Genomic DNA, 20,120 nt, shown 5'->3' on the forward strand with positions numbered 1-20,120 from the left:
TTAAAAGGAGGCTTTATAGTGACCTTAGTAGATAAATTTGTAACACATGTTATTGCTGAAAGTTCATTTGAGGAAATGGATCGAATCTACCTAACCAATCGTGTTTTGGCGCGAGTGGGTGAAGGTGTTTTGGAAGTTGAGACTGATCTAGATAAATTGATTGACCTCAAGGACCAGCTGGTCGAGGAAGCGGTTCGATTAGAGACGATTGAGGATAATCAGGCTGCGCGTGAAATCCTCGGTTCTGAACTGATGGACTTGGTAACTCCTTGTCCAAGTCAGGTTAATCGTGACTTTTGGACAACCTATGCTCACTCTCCTGAGCAGGCGATAGGGGATTTTTACCAGCTCAGCCAGAAAAATGACTACATCAAGCTCAAGGCTATTTCTAAGAATATTGCTTATCGTGTTCCATCTGACTACGGAGAACTTGAGATCACCATCAACCTCTCTAAGCCTGAAAAGGATCCGAAAGAGATTGCAGCAGCCAAGTTGGTGCAAGCTAGCAATTATCCTCAGTGTCAGCTTTGTCTAGAGAATGAAGGCTACCATGGTCGAGTCAACCACCCAGCTCGCAGCAATCACCGCATTATCCGTTTCGAAATGGCGGGTCAGGAGTGGGGCTTCCAGTATTCGCCCTATGCTTATTTTAATGAGCACTGTATTTTCTTAGACGGTCAGCATCGACCTATGGCCATTAGTCGTCAGAGTTTTGAGCGTCTGCTGGCGATTGTAGAGCAGTTTCCTGGCTATTTTGCAGGCTCTAATGCCGACCTGCCAATTGTGGGGGGCTCTATTCTAACTCATGACCACTATCAAGGAGGCCGTCACGTATTTCCTATGGAATTGGCTCCTTTGCAAAAGACTTTCTGTTTTGCTGGTTTTGAGCAGGTCAAGGCTGGGATTGTTAAGTGGCCAATGTCAGTGCTACGTTTGACTTCAGATTCCAAGGAGGATTTGATCAACTTGGCTGACAAGATTTTACAGGAATGGCGTCAGTATTCAGATCCTGCAGTGCAGATTTTAGCAGAGACAGACGGGAGACCGCATCACACTATCACACCGATTGCGCGTAAGCGTGATGGACAGTTTGAGTTGGACTTGGTCTTGCGGGACAATCAGACTTCGGCAGAGCATCCGGATGGCATCTATCATCCCCACAAGGATGTTCAACATATCAAGAAGGAAAACATCGGCTTGATTGAGGTCATGGGCTTGGCTATTTTGCCACCACGCCTGAAAGCAGAAGTGGAGCAAGTTGCTAGCTACCTCGTGGGAGATGGTGACATAGTTGCTGACAATCATCAGGAATGGGCAGACCAACTCAAAGCCCAATATCTGGACCTAGCAGATAAAGAAAAAGCCCTTGAAATCGTCAAGGACTCTGTGGGTGCTATCTTTGCACGTGTTTTGGAGGATGCGGGGGTTTACAAGCAGACGGAACAAGGACAGGAAGCCTTTATGAGCTTTGTAGAACAGGTCGGAATTTTACCAGACTAGTGAATAATTCTTGCCTAGTCTTGTAAAAAGTAGTAGTATGATATAGTGTTTGAAATTTAGGAGGAAAATATGAAAGATTTTCATTTTGATGCTATATCTGCCTTTGAAAATTACAAAATAGAAAAAATGAGAGATGGTCATGTTGCGGTGACGACAAAAGTAGTGGACTCGTCGCTCAACTACTATGGCAATGCCCATGGTGGCTATCTCTTCACCCTTTGTGACCAGATTAGTGGTTTGGTGGTTATCTCGCTAGGGCTTGATGGAGTGACACTCCAGTCCTCTATCAACTACCTCAAGGCAGGAAAACTCGACGATGTGCTGACCATTAAAGGAGAATGTGTTCATCATGGGCGCACAACCTGTGTCGTGGACGTGGATGTTACCAATCAAGAAGGCAGAAATGTCTGCAAGGCAACCTTTACCATGTTTGTCACAGGCCAGCGGTCAGAAGACAGACAGGTAAGGATATAAAGATAAATGAGTAGGAAAAATATATTCTACTCATTTTAAATTTATAAGAGTAGTAAAATACCAAGCTAATGGTTATGTTTCTGTGGTATAATACTAAGTATGAATATTGAACAAACGAAAAAAATTATTCTACAACCATTCACTAAATGGACAGGCGGTAAACGACAATTATTACCTATCATAAAAGAACTTATGCCTGAAACGTATAATGATTATTATGAACCTTTTATCGGAGGGGGGGCATTATTTTTTGATATAGCTCCTGAAAGGGCTGTTATTAATGATTATAATTCTGAGTTAACCAACTGTTATCAACAAATCAAGGATAATCCTCAGGAGTTAATTGACTTATTGAAGTATCATCAGGAAAATAATTCAAAAGATTATTACTTACAATTACGATCAGCTGATCGTGATGATAGAATAAACAATATGTCCGATGTCCAAAGAGCTGCTCGAATTCTATATATGCTAAGAGTCGATTTTAATGGCTTATATCGAGTGAATTCTAAAAATCAATTCAATGTACCATACGGTAGCTATAAGAATCCTAAAATTGTTGATGAAGAGCTAATATTTGCTATTTCAGATTATCTAAATAACAATCTAATAGAAATTAGAACGGGCGATTTTGAGGATGCACTCTTAAATGTTCAAAAAGGAGATTTTATTTATTTCGATCCTCCGTATATTCCATTATCTGATACAAGTGCTTTTACATCGTACACTCATGAAGGTTTTTCTTATGATGATCAAGTTAGATTAAGAGATACATTTAGGAGACTAAGTGATGCAGGTGCTTATGTTATGTTGTCAAATTCATCGAGTCATTTAGTAGAGGAATTATATCGAGATTTTAATATCCATTATGTAGAGGCTATACGAACAAATGGAGCTAAGTCTTCAAGTCGAGGAAAAATTTCTGAAATTATAGTTACAAATTATGAAAATTAACGAATATAAGTATGGGGGTGTTTTAATGACAAAACCATACTATAATAAAGACAAAATGATTCTTGTTCATGCAGATACGTTTAAATTATTATCAAAAATGAAACCAGAGAGTATGGATATGATCTTTGCTGACCCACCATATTTTTTAAGTAATGGTGGAATATCTAATTCAGGGGGACAAGTTGTTTCTGTTGATAAAGGAGATTGGGATAAGATTTCTTCCTTTGAGGAAAAGCACGAATTCAATCGTAAATGGATACGTTTAGCAAAAGAAGTTTTGAAACCTAATGGGACTATATGGATTTCAGGGAGTCTGCATAATATTTACTCAGTTGGAATGGCATTAGAGCAAGAAGGTTTTAAAATTCTAAATAATATTACTTGGCAGAAAACAAACCCTGCCCCCAACTTATCTTGTCGTTATTTTACTCATTCTACTGAAACTATTTTATGGGCAAGAAAAAACGATAAAAAAGCTCGTCATTATTACAATTACGATTTGATGAAAGAGCTAAATGATGGTAAGCAAATGAAAGATGTTTGGACAGGAGCCTTGACGAAAAAAGCTGAGAAATGGGCTGGCAAGCATCCAACACAAAAACCAGAATATTTATTGGAACGTATAATTTTGGCTTCTACTAAAGAAGGAGACTATATTTTAGACCCGTTTGTGGGAAGTGGTACAACAGGAGTGGTTGCTAAACGCTTAGGTAGAAGATTTATAGGCATTGATGCTGAAAAAGAATATTTAAAAATTGCAAAACAAAGAATTGAAAGAGAATCTTATGCTTCAAACAGGTGAATATGCTACATACAAGGAATTTGGAATTGATTTAATTCAAAAGCTAGATGAAGAGGGCTTCACAAAAGCTATTCAAAATAAGGAACTACCAAAATCAAAATTTTTAGAGACTCCGCAAGGTATTATCTTAAAATATTATGGATTTAAAGCCACAGCATCTAGTACAAAAAGTCGTTTGAAGAGAACTTCATATGACTGTTTAATTCAGTATCGGGATGAAGATGTAAAATTTGAAACAATTTGTCAAGAAATCATAAGAAAATGCCTAGAAACAAAAAATGAAGTCAGTTTAGTAAAGAACGTTATTTATATATTTTTGAAAACTATAGCAAAACATCCTTTAACTAGTATTAATATTATTTTAAAAGATTATTTTATATATGATGGAAAATTGAGTAAAATATCAGAAGCAAAAATGAATAACTTTAATTATGAAGTTATAGAGAGAGGAGTCAACTCCCTAAAAGTAGTATTGCTTGAATTAGATAGTATAGGAAAGTATAATTTTCAGGAATTAATTAATATAATTAGCTATATTGCTGTTATTGAAGAATTGAACTACCCTAAAATTATTGGTTCTAAGAATTATAAAGGACGTGTGCATTGCTTTGGGAGGTATGTAGAAGTTTTATTTGGTAACGAAAAAGAATTAAAAAGGTTGGTCAAATCAAATGCATTTAATAATGGGGCTCTATTTATTCACAAGAAGGAATTAGAGGAATGGTACTTTACAAATGAAATTGAGAAAGACCGAATTGAATTAGATAATAACAAAAATTATTGTTAAAGGAGAATATATTAATGGTAAAGGTTACAATTAATGCAGATGGCTATAACAATGGTATGGTGACGAGAAAATGTCCTCATTGTGGTGAAGAAAAGTCGATTGATGATTTTGGATACCGTAACATGGGGAATGATAATATTAGAAATCAATCTTGGTGTAAGGAGTGTCGGTAATGAACTTACAAAAATATATTTCTTCTTCATATGAAGACCGATTAAAACAATTTTTAAATACTCTTTCAGTAACCAATCGTACTCCCGAGTATTATGTAAACTGGGAGAAAGTTAATCGTGAGACCAAGAAGTATGAACTAGAGTTGAATACATTAAACTACTTAATTGGTAAAGACGATATCTATTCAGAAGCATTACACTTATTCACTAAACAACCCAATTTGTTAAAAGCAATTCCTAGTCTGATTGCAAGTCGAGATAAAGTTTTGGATGTTTTAACAATAGATGAAAACGATAATATGTCTTTTGAGCAATTGGATTTCAAAACGATAGACACTAGTAGAATAGATGATTACATGAAATTTATTGAGCAATCTGGTTTATTAAATTTTTTACAACAACATGCTAATCGTTCATTAGTTGATTATGTTTATGGAGTAGAGACTGGATTAGATAGCAATGCACGAAAAAACCGAAGTGGAACAACCATGGAGGGGATTTTAGAGAGACATGTAGCAAAAATTTCTCAGGAACAAAAACTGGAATGGAAATCTCAAGCTACAGCCCAATTTATTAAGGATAAGTGGGGGATTAAAGTACCTGTTGATAAGTCTGAGAGAAGATTTGATGTTGCAGTTTATTCCCGAGAAAAACATAAGGTTTGGCTGATTGAAACGAATTACTATGGCGGAGGAGGAAGTAAATTAAAAGCGGTTGCTGGAGAATTTACTGAATTAAGTCAATTTGTTATTACCTCAGATGACGATGTTGAATTTGTTTGGGTTACTGATGGTCAAGGATGGAAAACAGCCCACTTACCACTAGCAGAAGCATTTAGCCATATTACGAATGTATTTAATTTAGAAATGTTAAGAGAAGGATTTTTAGCTGATTTATTTTTACAATGATTGTTCATTAGCTATATACAAAAAAGAGGCTCACACCTCTTTTTCTTATTTCTTCTTCCTGTTTAATACTGCATTGAGTACAATGGCCAGTAGGCTGGCTACGACTATTCCATTTGAGAAGAACATTTGGAAGGCTGTCGGCATGCTGACAAAGAGATTACTATTGTTGAGTCCGACACCTGCAGCGATGGATACCGCTGCGATAAGGAAGTTGTGTTCATTGTTAGCAAAGTCAACGCGGGCGAGGATTTGCATCCCTTGAAGGGAAACAAAGCCAAACATCACCAGCATGGCCCCTCCAAGGACAGGGCTTGGAATGATTTGGGCGAGGGCACCAAACTTAGGAAGGAGTCCAAGGAGGACTAGGAAACCAGCTGCGTAGTAGATTGGCAGGCGGGTCTTGATACCTGACAATTTAACCAACCCAACGTTTTGTGAAAATCCTGTGTAAGGGAAGGTGTTAAAGATTCCTCCGAGAAGGACAGCTAAACCTTCTGCACGATAACCGTTGCGCAGGCGCGTGCTGTCGATTGGATCTTTCGTGATATCAGACAAGGCCAGGTAAACACCAGTCGACTCAACCATAGACACCGTTGCGATGATACACATCATGACAATAGATGAGATTTCAAAGGTTGGCATCCCAAAGTAGAGAGGAGTTGGGACATGGACAAGCGGTGCTGCCGCAACAGGAGAGAAATCAACCAAGCCCATGCTAGCAGCAATGGCAGTTCCAACAACCAGACCAATCAAAATAGAGATAGACTTGATAAATCCTTTGGTAAAGATGTTGATCAAGAGGATAATCAGAACAGTGATAGCTGCAAGCAAGAGACTTTGACCAGTTGGCTCTGGAACGTTATTTCCCATATTTCCAATAGCGACAGGGATCAAGGTTAAACCAATCGTAGTAATAACAGATCCTGTTACGATAGATGGGAAGAGATTGGCAACTTTTGAGAAGATGCCTGAAACAAGAACCACGTAAATCCCTGATGCGATAAGGGCACCAAACATAGCGCCACTACCATGGCTTTGTCCAATCATAATCAAGGGAGCGACCGACTGAAAGGCAACTCCGAGAACGACTGGGAGTCCAATTCCAAAGTATTTGTTGAGTTGGAGTTGAAGGAAGGTTGCCACCCCACACATGAAGATATCTGTGGAAATCAGGTAAGTCAACTGCTCAGCTGAATAGCCAAGGGCTGTTGCAATCATGATGGGAACCAGGATGGATCCTGAGTACATAGCTAGTAAGTGTTGCAAGCCAAGAACGGCTGCTTGCGAATGTTTTTCTTGAGTTTGCATTAGAGATCTGCCTCCTTAAATACGACTTGACCATTTTCAAAACGATCCAAACGAGCGAGTGATAGAACAGGGTAGCCTGCTTTTTCAAGCAAATCACGGCCATCTTGGAAGGATTTTTCAATCACAATACCGATAGCTTCGACTGTGGCACCAGCTTGTTCGATGATTTGAATCAAGCCTTTGGCAGCTTGGCCATTAGCAAGGAAATCGTCGATAATCAAGACCTTGTCTTCTGGTGAGAGGAATTTCCCAGCGATAGAAACGGTGCTGGTCACTTGCTTGGTAAAGGAGTAAACTTCTGCAGTTAAGATTCCTTCGTTCATAGTGATGTTTTTAGCTTTTTTAGCAAAAATCATGGGAACGTTTAAGACTTCAGCTGTAAAAATGGCTGGGGCAATACCTGACGCTTCAATGGTCACGACTTTGGTAATACCAGCAGAAGCAAATTTTTCCGCAAAAACCTTACCAATCTCTCGCATCAAGCTAAAGTCAACTTGGTGGGTTAAAAAGGAATCCACCTTGAGGATGTTATCACCCAAGATATGCCCATCCTTGAGGATGCGCTCTTCTAATAATTTCATAAGACCTCCTAAAGTCTAAAAGCCAGTTTACTTGTTGGTTAAATGTTTCTATAGTGAACCAGTTTGCTAGTACTATGTATTTGATAAAACTAGTACGAGCGAAGCGAGTTTTATCAAATATTTCCTGCCGTAGTGGTATCATAGACAATAATCTTGTTATTGTCTATGACGGGATTTTTGAGAGTAAAATAGTTCGGGGAACTATTTTAGCCTAAGCCTAGAAATGAAAGAGCTAGGGGGTCAAAAATTAGGGATGAAATTCCCTGGATTCCTGAAATTATCCACAGGGTAATTTCACCTCCCGTCCGCACTAATTAAGGGAAATATTAAAAATATTTAGTTTACACTTAAAGGCGTGCTTTAACAAAAATATTCAAAAAGGACCTACTTAATCCCCCCTAAGTAAGTCCCCAAAATAGGTATGGCCAAAACCATACCTTCAGCTGACATACTCATTGTTAGGTGTTCCGGCACCTTGTAGAAACGTCGTGCCAATTCACGACATAAACAAGTAAAATGATATTCAATTTTAAACAGGCTACTGCCAATGTTTTTATTTTACACCAATTAGCTTTATAAATCAAATATTTTGTTAGCAAATAGATCATAAAAGCGAACGAATAAAAGGCTGCAACACTAGAAAGTATTGTAGCCTTTTATTCTTCTATTCTTCTATTCGCTAAATCTTAAAAAATAACCATCAGGATCCAAGACTGCAAATTCGTGAGGATAGATGTAGTGATCCCCAACACGAAATGTTCTCTTAGTCAAAGGACGATAAATAGGATAGTCAGCTTCCAGCAGTTTTTGGTGGAGCTGAGGGACATCTTCAATGCCAAAGGAAATATTGACACCGCGCCCGAAAGGATAGGTTAGTTGGGCTAATTCTTCTGTGCTGCCTTCTTCTAGCATAAGTTGGCAGTCTTCAAGCGAGAGGAAGAGAAATTTCTCCTCTGGACGCTCGTATTCGACAGAAAATCCCAGCAAGTCGCAGTAGAAGTGGCGTGACTTTTCGAGGTCAGATACTACAAATTCAGGAATGACAGCTTGATAGTCCATTAGCTTTCTCCTTAGAGTTCAATTTCTAATACAATCGGCGTATGGTCTTGACGCGCACCTGAGTCAATCATGTCAGACTTAGTCACCTTGTCAGCCACGCGATTGCTGGTAAGCCAGTAGTCTATTCTCCATCCTGTATTGTTGATTTTAGAAGTCTTGCTGCGTTGTGCCCACCAAGTATAGCGCTCTGGGACATCACCGTGAATGTGGCGGAAGGTATCGGTAAATCCAGTTGCTAAGAGGTTGGTAAACCCAGCACGTTCCTCGTCTGTAAATCCAGGTGAACGGCGGTTGCTGGCAGGATTTGCAAGGTCGATTTCCTTGTGGGCTACGTTGTAGTCTCCGGTCGCAAGTACTGGTTTTTCTTTGTCTAGTTGCGCCAAATACTCAGCGTATTTAACATCCCAGACTTGGCGTTCTTCCAAGCGTTTGAGCCCATCACCAGCGTTTGGTGTGTATACTTGGGTTACGAAAAATGTATCAAATTCCAAGGTGATGATGCGGCCTTCCAAGTCCATGGTAGAAGGAGCACCGATTTCTGGGAAGCTAATCGTTGGTGTGAGTTCTTTCTTATAGAGGAACATGGTTCCAGCGTAGCCTTTGCGAGCAGGTTCTTGAGAGGAACGCCAAGCGTTTTCATAACCTGGGAAGAGTTCTTCTAAAATTTCCAAGTGTTTCTTTGTAGGCCCTTTTGCAGAAAGCTTGGTTTCCTGGATAGCGATGATATCAGCATTTTCAGCGACCAAGGTTTGTAGTACTTCTTGGGACAATTTGGCACGAGTTGAGTCACTAGTTAGGGCAGCATTGAGGGAATCAATATTCCATGAGATGAGTTTCATAAAGTTACCTTTTTCATTCAGATTATAGATTTTATTATACCAAAAAAAGGTCCATTTCCCCAACGTATGGCTTGAAAAATCACTCTCTTTCGTTTATAATTAAGAATGATTTTATGAAAGGGAGTGAAAATAAATGAAATTTTACTCATATGACTATGTACTTAGCCAAATCAGTCAGCAAAATGGCATCATGATTGGCTTTGGGATTGTGCTCCTAGCTATCACAGGATTTTTTGCTTTTAAAGCCTATCGAGATAAAAAGGGGACTAAGTTTCGGGAATTGGTCATGATTTTGGCCTTGACCTTGGTGGCCATGCTTTTGGTGACAATCTCAAAATACCAGACCAATCAAGCCTCTAACAACCAATTTCAAACTTCACTTCATTTCATAGAGGTTGTTTCCAAAGACTTGGGAGTGGATAAATCAGAAGTTTATGTCAATACTTCTGCAGCCACTGATGGAGCGCTTGTCAAGGTAGGTCCAAATTTCTACCGCGCCATGAACGGGAGCCAACCAGACAAGTATCTTTTAGAGAAATTAGAATTGCATCAAACAGACGCTATTGAATTGGTGGAGGTAAATAAATGACACTCAATTATATGGAAATTTTAATCAAACTGGCCTTGGGTCTTTTCTCGCTTGTTTTTGTTATCAATGTGACAGGAAAGGGAAATCTGGCGCCTAACTCTGCGACAGACCAAATTCAGAACTATGTTCTCGGTGGTATTATCGGTGGGGTGATTTACAATAGTTCTATTAGCATTCTGCAGTACGCAGTGATTTTGATGATGTGGACGATTTTGGTCTTGACCCTCAAGTGGCTCAATAACAATGTTCGTTTTGTCAAACGCTTGATTGATGGAAAACCAACTCTCCTTATCAAAAATGGGCAGATTGACCCAGAAGCCTGTCGTTCAGTTGGTTTGTCTGCAGCAGAAGTTGCTCTCAAACTTCGTAGCCAAGGGATTTTCCAGATGAAACAGGTCAAATGCGCTGTGCAGGAGCAAAATGGCCAACTCATCGTGGTCCAAATGGGGGATGAAAATCCTAAGTATCCAGTTGTGACTGACGGTGTGATACAAGTCGATGTTTTGGAGTCGATTGGTCGTAACGAAGAGTGGTTGCTTGATAACCTCAGCAAGCAAGGGCATGACAATGTAGCCAATATCTTTATCGCTGAGTATGACAAGGGTGCGGTCACAGTCGTAACCTATGAATAAGAAAAACCTGGGGTCTTGGCCTCAGGTTTCTATTTGCAATCAGAAAGGGATGTTATGTCCATTATTCAAAAACTTTGGTGGTTTTTCAGGTTAGAAAAACGCCGTTATCTAGTCGGGATTATGGCCTTGGTCTTGGTTTCCGTCCTCAATCTCATTCCTCCCATGGTTATGGGGCGGGTGATTGATGCCATTACATCGGGGCAATTAACCCATCAGGACCTCCTTCTTAATCTATTTTATCTGCTGCTGGCAGCCTTTGGGATGTACTATCTGCGATATGTTTGGCGCATGTATATCCTTGGAACTTCCTACCGTCTGGGGCAGATTATGCGCTCTCGATTGTTTGAGCATTTCACAAAAATGTCGCCAGCCTTTTATCAGACCTATCGAACGGGAGACCTGATGGCACACGCCACCAATGATATCAATGCCCTAACTCGTCTCGCAGGTGGAGGAGTCATGTCAGCAGTGGATGCTTCCATCACGGCGCTGGTGACTTTGCTGACCATGCTTTTTAGCATTTCTTGGCAGATGACTCTGGTTGCCATTCTTCCCTTGCCTTTCATGGCCTATGCGACCAGTCGTCTAGGGAGAAAGACCCACAAGGCCTTTGGCGAGTCACAGGCGGCATTTTCCGAACTCAATAACAAGGTGCAGGAGTCTGTATCGGGTATCAAAGTGACCAAATCTTTCGGTTATCAGGCGGACGAGTTGAAGTCCTTTCAGGCAGTAAATGAATTGACCTTCCAAAAGAACCTCCAAACCATGAAATACGATAGTCTCTTTGACCCTATGGTTCTCTTGTTTGTTGGTTCATCCTATGTTTTAACCCTTTTGGTCGGTTCCTTGATGGTTCAGGAGGGACAGATTACGGTTGGGAATCTGGTCACCTTTATCAGCTACTTGGATATGCTGGTCTGGCCTCTTATGGCCATTGGTTTCCTCTTTAATATCACTCAGCGAGGCAAGGTTTCTTACCAACGGATTGAGGAACTTTTATCTCAGGAATCACCTGTAAAAGACCCTGAGTTTCCTCTGGACGGTATTGAAAATGGACGTTTGGAGTACGCTATTGACAGCTTTGCCTTTGAAAATGAGGAGACACTGACGGATATTCACTTTAGTTTAGAAAAAGGACAAACCCTAGGCTTGGTCGGACAGACAGGCTCTGGGAAAACGTCCTTGATTAAGCTCCTCTTGCGTGAATACGATGTGGATAAGGGAGCTATTTATCTAAACGATCACGATATTCGTGATTATCGTCTGACAGACCTTCGTGGTCTCATGGGCTATGTCCCTCAAGATCAGTTTCTCTTTGCGACTTCGATTTTAGATAATATCCGCTTTGGCAATCCTAACTTGCCCCTTTCAGCGGTTGAGGAAGCGACTAAGCTAGCTCAAGTTTATCAAGACATTGTAGCCATGCCCCAGGGATTTGAGACCATTATCGGTGAAAAGGGAGTCAGTCTTTCTGGTGGTCAAAAGCAGCGTCTGGCCATGAGTCGGGCGATGATTTTAGACCCTGATATCTTGATTTTAGATGATTCTTTGTCGGCCGTGGATGCCAAGACGGAGTATGCGATTATCGACAAACTCAAGGAGACGCGAAAGGACAAAACAACCATTATTACGGCTCATCGCCTCAGTGCAGTTGTCCATGCAGATTTGATTTTAGTCCTGCAAAATGGTCAAATTATCGAACGAGGCAGGCACGAAGACTTGCTAGCTTTGGATGGCTGGTATGCCCAAACCTACCAGTCTCAGCAGTTGGAAATGAAAGGAGAAGAAGATGCAGAATAAGCAAGAACAATTGGCTGTATTGAAGCGCTTGATGTCTTATCTCAAGCCCTATGGCCTCCTGACCTTTTTGGCACTCAGTTTTCTCCTCGTGACTACAATCATTAAAAGTGTCATTCCCCTTGTGGCTTCCCACTTTATCGACCAGTACCTCAGCAACCTAAACCATCTTGCTATTACAGTTTTATTGGCCTACTATGGCCTCTATATCCTGCAAACTCTGGTCCAGTATGTCGGCAATCTTCTCTTTGCGCGGGTGTCCTACAGTATTGTCAGAGATATTCGTCACGATGCCTTTGCCAATATGGAGAAACTGGGCATGTCTTATTTTGACAAGACGCCAGCAGGTTCCATCGTCTCTCGTTTGACCAATGATACTGAGACCATCAGTGATATGTTTTCGGGAATTTTATCCAGCTTTATTTCAGCAGTTTTCATCTTTCTGACAACTCTGTATACCATGTTGGTGCTGGATTTTCGTTTGACAGCTTTAGTTTTGCTCTTTCTACCCTTGATTTTCCTTTTAGTCAATCTCTATCGGAAAAAGTCAGTGAAAATCATCGAAAAAACCAGAAGTCTCTTGTCAGATATCAATAGTAAGCTGGCAGAGAATATCGAGGGAATCAGGATTATCCAGGCCTTCAACCAAGAGAATCGCCTGCAAGCAGAATTTGATGAAATCAACCAAGAACACTTGGTCTATGCCAACCGTTCTGTGGCCTTGGATGCCCTCTTTTTGAGACCTGCCATGAGTTTGCTGAAACTCCTAGGATATGCAGTCTTGATGGCCTACTTTGGTTACCGCGGGCTTTATCTGGGAATAACAGCAGGAACCATGTATGCTTTTATCCAGTACATCAATCGGCTCTTTGACCCCTTGATTGAGGTGACGCAAAACTTTTCAACCCTTCAAACTTCTATGGTCTCAGCTGGACGTGTCTTTGCCTTGATTGACGAGAGGACCTATGAACCCCTTCAAAAGGATAGCCAAGCAAAGATTACAGAAGGTAATATTCGGTTTGAGCACGTGTGTTTCTCATATGATGGAAAACACCAGATTCTAGATGATATTTCCTTTTCAGTTAAGAAGGGTGAAACCATTGCCTTTGTAGGGCATACAGGTTCGGGGAAATCTTCCATTATCAATGTCCTCATGCGCTTTTATGAATTTCAGTCAGGCCGCGTTCTCTTGGATGGTGTGGATATCAGGAACTACAGTCAGGAAGAGTTGAGAAAGAATATCGGTTTGGTCTTACAGGATCCCTTCCTCTATCACGGGACTATCAAGTCCAATATCGCCATGTACCAAGACATTAGTGATGAAGAGGTCCAGGCTGCGGCTGCCTTTGTGGATGCAGATTCCTTTATTCAGGACCTTCCGCAGGGTTATGATACCCCCGTTTCCGAGCGTGGTTCGAGCTTTTCTACTGGCCAGCGCCAGCTTCTTGCCTTTGCTAGAACAGTCGCCAGTCAGCCTAAAATCCTGATTTTGGATGAAGCGACAGCCAATATTGACTCTGAAACAGAGAGTTTGGTTCAAGATTCCCTAGCTAAGATGAGACAGGGTCGGACGACCATTGCTATTGCTCATCGCCTTTCGACCATCCAAGACGCCAACTGCATCTACGTCTTGGACAAGGGGCGTATCATCGAGAGTGGAACCCATGAGGAACTCTTGGCCTTGGGAGGAACCTATCACAAGATGTATAGCTTGCAGGCTGGAGCTATGTCCTAATACTCTTTGGAAATCTCTTCAAACCATGTCAGCTTTATCTGCAACCTCAAAGCTGTACTTTGATTTTCATTGAACATCAGAAGGAAATCCTTCAAATTACAGATTTCTTGCACCGCCTTTTCCATTTTGTGGTATAATGAAAAATGTTGACAAATAGTATAATAAAAACAAAGGAGAAACAGCATGCTGAAATGGGAAGACTTGCCCGTGGAAATGCAATCAAGCGAGGTTGAGTCTTATTACCAGCTTGTCTCTAAAAGGAAGGGTTCGCTGATTTTCAAGCGTTTCCTGGATTGGGTTCTGGCCCTGTTTTTGCTAGTTTTGACTTCTCCCATCTTTCTTATCTTGAGCATTTGGATCAAGTTGGATAGCAAGGGACCAGTCATTTACAAGCAAGAGCGCGTGACCCAGTACAACCGTCCGTTCAAGATTTGGAAGTTCCGTACTATGGTAACGGATGCGGATAAAAAAGGAAGTCTGGTGACTTCTGCTAACGATAGTCGCATTACCAAGGTTGGGAATTTCATTCGTCGTGTGCGCTTGGATGAACTGCCTCAGCTAGTCAATGTCCTTAAAGGCGAGATGTCCTTTGTCGGTACACGACCTGAAGTACCACGTTACACCGAGCAGTATAGCCCTGAAATGATGGCGACCTTGCTCTTGCCAGCAGGAATCACCTCTCCAGCCAGCATCAACTACAAGGATGAAGACACCATCATCAGTCAAATGACGGAGAAAGGCCTAACGGTTGATCAGGCCTATGTAGAGCACGTCCTTCCTGAGAAGATGCGCTATAACCTCGCCTATCTCCGAGAGTTTAGTTTCCTTGGAGACATCAAAATCATGTTTCAAACCGTGTTTGAAGTGCTAAAATAAAGTAGTCATGAGAAAATGAGTACAGATAAAAGGAGCAAATCAATGCCAAATTACAATATTCCATTTTCACCGCCCGATATCACTGAAGCTGAAATTGCTGAAGTAGCAGATACCCTGCGTTCTGGTTGGATCACAACAGGTCCGAAGACAAAAGAACTGGAGCGTCGCTTGTCTCAATACACACAGACACCTAAGACTGTCTGCCTCAACTCTGCGACTGCTGCCCTTGAGTTGATTTTACGTGTTTTGGAAGTGGGACCAGGTGATGAAGTCATCGTTCCAGCTATGACCTATACAGCTTCATGTAGTGTCATCACACACGTAGGAGCGACACCTGTCATGGTGGATATTCAAGCAGATACTTTTGAAATGGACTATGACTTGCTTGAGCAAGCTATTACTGAGAAAACTAAGGTGATTATTCCAGTAGAGCTTGCAGGGATTGTTTGCGACTATGACCGTTTGTTCCAAGTCGTGGAGAAGAAACGTGACCTCTTTACAGCTGCTAGCAAGTGGCAAAAGGCCTTTAACCGTATCGTAATTGTCTCAGATAGTGCCCATGCTTTGGGATCTACTTATAAAGGACAACCAGCTGGATCTATCGCTGACTTTACTTCCTTCTCATTCCACGCCGTTAAGAACTTTACAACGGCTGAGGGAGGAAGTGCGACTTGGAAAGCCAATCCAGCGATTGATGACGAAGAGATGTACAAGGAGTTCCAAATCCTTTCCCTTCACGGTCAAACAAAGGATGCTCTTGCCAAGATGCAATTGGGTTCATGGGAGTACGATATCGTCACACCAGCCTACAAGTGCAATATGACCGATATCATGGCTTCGATTGGTTTGGTACAATTGGACCGTTACCCAGCTTTGCTAGAACGTCGTAAGGACATCGTGGACCACTATGATCGTGGTTTTGCAGGTTCTCGCATCCGTCCATTGGCACACAAGACTGATAGTGTCGAATCTTCACGCCACCTCTACATCACCCATGTAGAAGGAGCAAGTTTAGAAGAACGCAACCACATCATCCAAGAATTGGCCAAAGCAGGAATTGCAAGTAATGTACACTATAAACCGCTTCCTCTCCTGACAGCCTATAAGAATCTTGGTTTCGATATGGCAGATTATCCAAGAGCCTATGCCTTCTTTGAAAATGAAATTACGCTTCCTCTTCATACAAAATTAAGCGATGAAGAAGTTGATTACATCGTTCAGACTTTGGTGAGAATTTCTGAAGAAATCCTCGGTTCTGGAAAAAAATAATAAAAAATCTTGACAAAAAGCGGACAATAGCATATAATATTCTCAACAAATCAGAAAAGTAACTATTTTTGATCTTCAGGGAGCCTGTGGTGATTGTGAACAGGTGGTTGGAAGTAGTGAAAGTGGGCTGATTTTAAAAATGAATTTGAAACAATGAAAATTCGGTGCGCACACCTTACAGTGCAACTTGTTGTTAGACAAGGCAGAGATGTAAAGGGGAATAGTCCCTTTATAATTGAGGTGGCACCGCGTTACCAACGCCCTCACATGGAAGTAGATTCTGTGTGTGGGCTTTTTTCTTTCGGTCATTTTGTTTATCTTTTATTAGGGCGTTAAGTCGCTTTGATGAACTTGAGTTCTATCTGCAGCTCCTTGCCTACTACTAAAAGCAAACAAAAAGCCGAATTAATATGGAAAGAGGAAAAATTTTATGACAACTAAAGGTTATTTTGGACAATTTGGTGGTAGTTTTGTACCGGAGCCGATTCAAGCTTTGTTGGATGAGTTGGAAGTGACATTTGACAAGTACAAGGATGATCCAGAGTTTTTGGCAGAATTTCGCCATTACTTGAAGGATTATTCTGGTCGCGAAACACCGCTTTATTTTGCGGAAAGTTTGACAGAGCACCTAGGTGGAGCTAAGATTTATCTCAAGCGCGAAGATCTTAACCACCTTGGTTCTCACAAGCTCAACAATGTTCTAGGTCAAATCCTTCTTGCCAAACGTATGGGCAAAAAACGAGTGATCGCAGAAACAGGAGCTGGTCAGCACGGTGTTGCGACAGCAGCTGCTGCAGCCAAGTTTGGTATGGCTTGTGATGTCTACATGGGTGCAGAAGATGTGGAGCGTCAACGACTCAATGTCTTCCGCATGGAGATGATGGGAGCGACTGTTCACGCAGTTGAAACGGGGACACGAACTCTTAAGGATGCGGTTGATGCAGCCTTTGGAGCATGGATGAATGACCTTGAAGCCTTCTACGTTTTGGGATCTGCTGTAGGACCTCATCCTTATCCTACCATTGTTCATGAATTCCAAAAGGTCATCAGTGAAGAATCTCGCCGTCAAATCTTAGAAAAAGAAGGTCGTTTACCAGACTACGTCATTGCCTGTGTAGGTGGTGGTTCGAATGCCATCGGTGCTTTTTCGCAGTATGTGGCTGATGAAGAAGTCAAATTGGTTGGGGTCGAAGCTGCCGGTCACGGACTTGACACAGACAAGCATGCAGCCACTATGACAAAGGGTAGTGTCGGAATTGTCGATGGTATGAAGACCTATGCAGTCTTTAAGGAAGACGGAGAGCTGGCGCCAGTTTACTCTATCTCAGCTGGTTTGGACTATCCAGGGGTTGGCCCAGAACACGCCTACTTCAAAGATTCTGGCCGCGTAGAATACGTAGCAGCGACAGATGAAGAAGCTGTTCAAGCCTTGCTCCTTCTTAGTAAGACAGAAGGGATTATCCCAGCGATTGAAAGTTCGCACGCTATCGCAGAAGCAGTCAAACGTGCACCAAAACTAAGTAAAGATGACATTATCATCATCAATGTCTCTGGTCGTGGAGACAAGGACGTAGCTGCCATTGCAGACTACCTAGAAGCTAAAAAATAAAAGATGGAAAAATTACAGTCCTTTCTTTCACAGAGAGCTTGTGGTTGCTGGAAACAAGCAGAGAAAGCTGTAAGGTTGGGTCCATCTGAAACAAGAGAAGAAAACATAATTCTCAAGGGAGTGCCCTTTATCGCACAGCCTGTTACAGGAGCTTTCTGAGACAGGAATGAGAGATAGGAGAAATCCTATAATTGAGGTGGCACCGCGAATTTCGTCCTCACGCAAGTTATTTTGCGTGGGGATTTTTCATACAATCACCACGGACTAGAAGTAGAACTGAAAGGGAAATTACAATGGAACGAATCATTCATGGAGATGTCTTATCACCAATCTTGGCTTATATGCGCTTAAAAGGGCAACACAAGGTTATCCTAGAGAGTATTCCGAGAGACAAGGAAACCGCTCGTTTTTCTATCCTAGCCTATAATCCTGTTTTTGAGATTCAGTTTGAAAATGGAGTCCTTTATCAAAATGGTCAAGTGATTGATCGGGATCCTTTGGATTTCCTTTATGAAGTGACTCATAAGAGCCAACACCATTCAGATCTCCCTTTTGGTGGGGGAGCTATTGGCTTTGTCGGTTACGATATGATTTCTCTTTATGAAGAAATTGGCCAAATCCCTGAGGATACCATTGGAACGCCAGACATGCATTTCTTTGTCTATGAGAGTTATATGGTCTTTGACCACAAGAAAGAAAAAATTCATGTCATAGAGGATGCTCTTTATAGCGATCGCAGTCAAGAAGATTTGGAAAAAGCCTTGAACCAAGTGCTTGAGGAATTACGCATTCCTGCTCCAAATGAATTTGAAGATTTGGATCTATCTCCGTTGAACTTCAAACCGCATATCGCTCCTCAGAAGTTTGAGGAAATGGTGGAAACTTCTCGTGACTTGATTCGTAATGGTGATATGTTCCAATGCGTGCTCAGCCAGCGTTTCTCAGCAGAAGTTACTGGAAATCCATTTGACTTCTACAGAAATCTCCGCGTGACCAATCCATCTAATTACCTCTATTTCTATGATTTTGGGGATTATCAAATCATCGGTGCTAGTCCTGAAAGTTTGGTTTCTGTCAAAAATGGCATTGTGACAACTAATCCGATTGCGGGAACGCGACCAAGAGGAGCTACGGATGAAGAGGATAAGGCCTTGGCGACAGACCTGCTTTCTGATGAGAAGGAAACAGCAGAACATCGGATGTTAGTAGATTTGGGACGCAATGATATTGGTCGCATCTCTGAAACGGCCAGTGTTCAAGTCACCAAGTATATGGAAGTGGAGCTCTTCCGCTATGTCATGCATTTGACCAGCGTGGTCAAGGGACGTTTGCTTCCAGGCCTCACTGCCATGGATGCCTTGAAAGCTACACTTCCAGCTGGAACAGTGTCAGGAGCACCAAAGATTCGGGCCATGAGACGGATCTATGAACTGGAGACGGAAAAACGAGGCGTATACGCAGGAGCAATCGGCTACTTATCTGCGACGGGTGATATGGATTTCGCTATCGCCATCCGAACCATGATTCTCAAAAATCAAACAGCCTATGTTCAGGCTGGGGCAGGGATTGTCTATGACTCTATTGCCCAAAACGAATACCAAGAAACCATTAACAAGGCTAAATCTATGACTAGAATTGGAGAACAAAGACCATGATTTTATTGATTGACAACTATGATTCTTTTACCTATAACTTGGCGCAATACATTGGAAATTTTGCAGAGGTGCAGGTCTTGAGAAATGATGATCCCAAGCTGTATGAAGAAGCTGAAAAAGCAGATGGTCTAGTCTTTTCTCCGGGTCCTGGTTGGCCAATTGATGCCGGAAAGATGGAAGACATGATTCGTGACTTTGCAGGCAAGAAGCCAATTCTAGGGATTTGTTTGGGTCATCAAGCCATCGCAGAAGTCTTTGGTGGCAAGCTAGGTTTGGCTCCAAAAGTCATGCATGGGAAACAGAGCCATATCAACTTTGAAGCGCCATCTGTTCTCTATCAAGGCATTGAGGATGGTCGTCCAGTCATGCGTTATCACAGTATTTTGATTGAAGAAATGCCTGAAGACTTTGAAGTGACAGCTCGTTCGACTGATGACCAAGCTATTATGGGAATTCAACACAAAAGCCTGCCGATTTATGGCTTCCAGTACCATCCAGAAAGCATCGGAACGCCAGATGGCTTGTCTTCTATTCGGAATTTTATCGAGAAGGTTGTAAAGTGAGGAAACTAGG

The 20,120-nt window shown here is 41.7% G+C and carries 20 protein-coding genes, 1 riboswitch and 1 other annotated feature; of the genes, 16 read left to right on the forward strand and 4 right to left on the reverse strand.

Features of this window, described 5'->3' with window-relative positions:
- Positions 1-18 precede the first annotated feature (18 nt).
- From PCY17_RS08550 to PCY17_RS08580, 7 genes are all read left to right on the forward strand, one after another.
- Positions 19-1,500 carry a UDP-glucose--hexose-1-phosphate uridylyltransferase gene (locus PCY17_RS08550; RefSeq protein ID WP_301393308.1) on the forward strand — a complete coding sequence of 494 codons (1,482 nt, stop codon included), beginning with the start codon at positions 19-21 and terminating at the stop codon, positions 1,498-1,500.
- Between the two features lie 69 nt (positions 1,501-1,569).
- Positions 1,570-1,974, forward strand: a complete 405-nt coding sequence (locus PCY17_RS08555) for a PaaI family thioesterase (RefSeq protein WP_000651227.1) — start codon at positions 1,570-1,572, stop codon at positions 1,972-1,974.
- 99 nt (positions 1,975-2,073) lie between these two features.
- Positions 2,074-2,928 carry a DNA adenine methylase gene (locus tag PCY17_RS08560; protein ID WP_001019677.1) on the forward strand — a complete coding sequence of 285 codons (855 nt, stop codon included), beginning with the start codon at positions 2,074-2,076 and terminating at the stop codon, positions 2,926-2,928.
- Between the two features lie 25 nt (positions 2,929-2,953).
- Positions 2,954-3,730, forward strand: coding sequence for a site-specific DNA-methyltransferase (locus tag PCY17_RS08565; protein ID WP_033605408.1), 777 nt, complete (start codon positions 2,954-2,956; stop codon positions 3,728-3,730).
- Positions 3,714-4,517, forward strand: a complete 804-nt coding sequence (locus PCY17_RS08570; RefSeq protein WP_000942050.1) for a hypothetical protein — start codon at positions 3,714-3,716, stop codon at positions 4,515-4,517. Before PCY17_RS08565 ends, PCY17_RS08570 begins: the two co-directional genes overlap by 17 nt.
- A 14-nt stretch (positions 4,518-4,531) precedes the next feature.
- Entirely contained in the window at positions 4,532-4,690 is a 159-nt protein-coding gene (locus tag PCY17_RS08575) for a hypothetical protein (RefSeq protein ID WP_185756292.1), read from the forward strand.
- The gene (locus tag PCY17_RS08580; RefSeq protein ID WP_001053218.1) at positions 4,690-5,598 is read left to right on the forward strand and encodes a type II restriction endonuclease; all 909 of its coding nucleotides are present in this window, start codon (positions 4,690-4,692) and stop codon (positions 5,596-5,598) included. The genes PCY17_RS08575 and PCY17_RS08580 overlap by 1 nt, the downstream gene beginning before the upstream one ends.
- A 45-nt stretch (positions 5,599-5,643) precedes the next feature.
- On the opposite strand, the gene PCY17_RS08585 is transcribed toward PCY17_RS08580, so the two are convergent.
- From PCY17_RS08585 to PCY17_RS08600, 4 genes are all read right to left on the reverse strand, one after another.
- Positions 5,644-6,906, reverse strand: a complete 1,263-nt coding sequence (locus tag PCY17_RS08585) for a nucleobase:cation symporter-2 family protein (RefSeq protein ID WP_101785951.1) — start codon at positions 6,904-6,906, stop codon at positions 5,644-5,646.
- Positions 6,906-7,487 carry a xanthine phosphoribosyltransferase gene (locus PCY17_RS08590; RefSeq protein WP_042750555.1) on the reverse strand — a complete coding sequence of 194 codons (582 nt, stop codon included), beginning with the start codon at positions 7,485-7,487 and terminating at the stop codon, positions 6,906-6,908. The genes PCY17_RS08585 and PCY17_RS08590 overlap by 1 nt, the downstream gene beginning before the upstream one ends.
- A 435-nt stretch (positions 7,488-7,922) precedes the next feature.
- A riboswitch (purine riboswitch) is annotated at positions 7,923-8,018 on the reverse strand.
- 141 nt (positions 8,019-8,159) lie between these two features.
- Entirely contained in the window at positions 8,160-8,546 is a 387-nt protein-coding gene (locus PCY17_RS08595) for a VOC family protein (RefSeq protein WP_042902628.1), read from the reverse strand.
- A gap of 11 nt (positions 8,547-8,557) precedes the next feature.
- Entirely contained in the window at positions 8,558-9,385 is an 828-nt protein-coding gene (locus PCY17_RS08600) for an exodeoxyribonuclease III (protein ID WP_301393315.1), read from the reverse strand.
- A 133-nt stretch (positions 9,386-9,518) separates the two neighbouring features.
- Between PCY17_RS08600 and PCY17_RS08605 the strand changes: the two genes are divergently transcribed.
- From PCY17_RS08605 to PCY17_RS08645, 9 genes are all read left to right on the forward strand, one after another.
- On the forward strand, positions 9,519-9,974 hold the full coding sequence (locus tag PCY17_RS08605) for a DUF3290 family protein (protein ID WP_000675331.1): 456 nt from the start codon (positions 9,519-9,521) through the stop codon (positions 9,972-9,974).
- Positions 9,971-10,606, forward strand: coding sequence for a DUF421 domain-containing protein (locus PCY17_RS08610; protein ID WP_000174450.1), 636 nt, complete (start codon positions 9,971-9,973; stop codon positions 10,604-10,606). Before PCY17_RS08605 ends, PCY17_RS08610 begins: the two co-directional genes overlap by 4 nt.
- A gap of 54 nt (positions 10,607-10,660) precedes the next feature.
- Positions 10,661-12,406: an ABC transporter ATP-binding protein gene (locus PCY17_RS08615; protein WP_049484645.1), complete on the forward strand. Its 1,746-nt coding sequence runs from the start codon at positions 10,661-10,663 to the stop codon at positions 12,404-12,406.
- Positions 12,396-14,138, forward strand: a complete 1,743-nt coding sequence (locus PCY17_RS08620) for an ABC transporter ATP-binding protein (protein ID WP_049484646.1) — start codon at positions 12,396-12,398, stop codon at positions 14,136-14,138. Before PCY17_RS08615 ends, PCY17_RS08620 begins: the two co-directional genes overlap by 11 nt.
- A 183-nt stretch (positions 14,139-14,321) precedes the next feature.
- Positions 14,322-15,014 (forward strand): sugar transferase, encoded by a 693-nt coding sequence (locus tag PCY17_RS08625; RefSeq protein WP_049484647.1) that lies wholly within the window; start codon positions 14,322-14,324, stop codon positions 15,012-15,014.
- A gap of 42 nt (positions 15,015-15,056) precedes the next feature.
- The gene (locus PCY17_RS08630; protein ID WP_049484648.1) at positions 15,057-16,283 is read left to right on the forward strand and encodes a DegT/DnrJ/EryC1/StrS aminotransferase family protein; all 1,227 of its coding nucleotides are present in this window, start codon (positions 15,057-15,059) and stop codon (positions 16,281-16,283) included.
- A 430-nt stretch (positions 16,284-16,713) separates the two neighbouring features.
- Entirely contained in the window at positions 16,714-17,892 is a 1,179-nt protein-coding gene (trpB, locus tag PCY17_RS08635; RefSeq protein ID WP_061427972.1) for a tryptophan synthase subunit beta, read from the forward strand.
- Positions 17,889-18,114, forward strand: a binding site (T-box leader). Its footprint overlaps the gene before it by 4 nt.
- A 71-nt stretch (positions 18,115-18,185) precedes the next feature.
- The gene (gene trpE / locus PCY17_RS08640; RefSeq protein WP_301393322.1) at positions 18,186-19,547 is read left to right on the forward strand and encodes an anthranilate synthase component I; all 1,362 of its coding nucleotides are present in this window, start codon (positions 18,186-18,188) and stop codon (positions 19,545-19,547) included.
- Positions 19,544-20,110 carry an aminodeoxychorismate/anthranilate synthase component II gene (locus PCY17_RS08645; RefSeq protein WP_301393323.1) on the forward strand — a complete coding sequence of 189 codons (567 nt, stop codon included), beginning with the start codon at positions 19,544-19,546 and terminating at the stop codon, positions 20,108-20,110. The genes trpE and PCY17_RS08645 overlap by 4 nt, the downstream gene beginning before the upstream one ends.
- Positions 20,111-20,120: the final 10 nt, after the last annotated feature.

The organism is Streptococcus sp. SO2 (assembly GCF_030440025.1).